The organism is Arthrobacter sp. HMWF013, assembly GCF_003061105.1.
Classification (GTDB): Bacteria; Actinomycetota; Actinomycetes; order Actinomycetales; family Micrococcaceae; genus Arthrobacter.
This window is the reverse complement of the sequence record NZ_QAIQ01000047.1, coordinates 1-1,952: the sequence shown is the minus strand read 5'-3', so window position 1 is coordinate 1,952 and position 1,952 is coordinate 1. Positions and strand designations below refer to the sequence as shown.

The window sequence follows — 1,952 nt, the reverse complement described above, 5'->3', positions numbered from 1 at the left end:
CGCTGGCTTGCGATGAGACGGTGTCCGCCAAGGTCTTCACGTTGGATGGCTGTGCCAGGGCTGAAGGTGTCTGCCTGGGGGTTGACGATCAGGATCAGCGGTTGGCGCTCCAGTTCAAGGACCTGTACGCCCGGTACGCGGATGGGCGTTGCAGATCCAGCCAAACCCACCTCGGTGCTGCCCGTCCGGACGGACTCGATGACCTCCTCCGGAGTGAACGCAGCACCCACGTTCAGCCGGACAGACGGGTGGAGTCGAGTGAAGCCGGCAATCATGGAGGTCAAGGGTTCAATTCCGGGAGAAGGCATCGTGATGATGTCCAACCGGCCGCTCCGCACACCCCTCAGCGCTTGGACCGCAGACTGTGCAGCATCAAGGTCCCGCATCACCAACCTTGCCGGCCCCACGAGTTCCTTCCCGGCTTCGCTGAGGACAGCGCGGCGGCCGATCCGGTGGAAAAGCGGGACACCAAGGTCCCTTTCAAGACTGGCGATGGTCTGAGAGAGCGAAGGCTGAGCGATCAACAGGTGCTCCGCTGCACGGTTGAATCCTTCATGGTCAACAACGGCCAGGAAATACTTCAACTTCCGCGTATCCATTTCAGCTCCTTCAGCGGTCCCTTGGCTTCCTGCAAGCGGTCGAAAAAACGAAAGCGATGCTTGCCGCGCTGAGGCATAGATAGCGTACGCCTATCAACCACATTGAAACTAGGTCTTAGACACCTGCTCAGGGCAATCGCTGTAATGGATGAGACAGGGCAGCCACAGGTGAACAACGCCGGCCACGGAGCCAACACATCAGTGGGCTTCTCATCCTTCACATCAAGCCACCAACGGAAGCCACCTCATGGACACCGCCCGAACGCTCACGTCGTATCCCATCCACTGGGACTCCCTGCGCCAGGAGGTCAGGAGTTGGCTCGAACTTGCCCCGGGGGACACCGTAGTACTGCTGACTTCAGACAAGCGTAATGCCCGGATTGCGGGAAGAGTCGATGACATCTCTGCTGACGGTTCGTTCCTTTGGCTGCTGCAAGACAGTGGCGCCGGCCGGCGCCTCTTCCATCGTCCGGACGGATATACCACTCTCCTGGATTCGAGAGCTTCTTGACCTCAAGGCCGGCCCCCATGAGGTACTAATGTGTCTCGTAACCCATGTGTCCCGGAACCCTAGGGATTCGAGGCGCAGAGGTTATGAGACATAGGGTTTAGCTGTTTCGAGAGGATTCTCTAGGGGCGCGTTATTGTGCCCACTAGGACATTCTCGTGGATCTTGCGCCAACCCTCGGATTCCAGAGTGCGGGTATCGAATCCTGTCGTCACTAGCTTTGCGGTGGGTTGGCCGATGTGGCTGACGGTGACAATTTCGCGGACATCCTCGATCCCGTCGGCGCATCCGATGGTCCACTGGTCCGGTTCGTCGACCGGATAGACGGCGATGCAGGCGGTCTTGTGGTCAGGGCTTTCTGCTGCGAAGTACTTCACGCCAGCATCCTCTGTCAGGAGCCGATAGTCCGAGGGCATGTCGGGGTTTACGCTGCGGACTTCGACAGGAAGGTCATCCCGGGCCTCTGATGCCCGTTGCACGGCAGTAATGCCTGAGTAGCTGGAGCAGGCAGTCAATGCCAGAAGGGCAGCGACTGCACCGGCAGCCGTCAGTACGCGGTATCTCATTTGTTCCCCCAAACAGTTCTTCCCCCGACACTACCGGGACTGGCGCCGGTCCTGCTCGTTGTCACTCAGCGCCGTTTCCCCTTAGGCCGTCCCCGTACGGACAGCCGCCCGCCCAAGTCCAACTTCATGTGTCTCGAAACCTCTGTGCCGCAAAACGCTAGGGTCACGAGACAGGCAGACCCTGACCACACCAGCCCAGTATTTCCTCCGCAGGCCTGGCTGAGTGCCCGCCGCCGGCGGCCCCTTCTCCGTGAGCTAAACAGCGCTATTGACTCCCGC

2 protein-coding genes are annotated in these 1,952 nt (G+C 59.9%); both read right to left on the bottom strand.

Going from position 1 to position 1,952, the window contains the following annotated elements:
* On the bottom strand, positions 1 to 599 hold a 599-nt coding region (locus DBR22_RS02315), incomplete at its 3' end, for a LysR family transcriptional regulator (RefSeq protein WP_108597606.1).
* A gap of 630 nt (positions 600 to 1,229) precedes the next feature.
* Positions 1,230 to 1,673 (bottom strand): hypothetical protein, encoded by a 444-nt coding sequence (locus DBR22_RS02305; RefSeq protein ID WP_108597605.1) that lies wholly within the window; start codon positions 1,671 to 1,673, stop codon positions 1,230 to 1,232.
* Between the last annotated feature and the right edge of the window lie 279 nt (positions 1,674 to 1,952).

Bases quoted from the DNA above. Each gene is read 5' to 3' on its own strand.
- DBR22_RS02305 (WP_108597605.1), bottom strand. From the start codon at position 1,673: ATGAGATACCGCGTACTGACGGCTGCCGGTGCAGTCGCTGCCCTTCTG.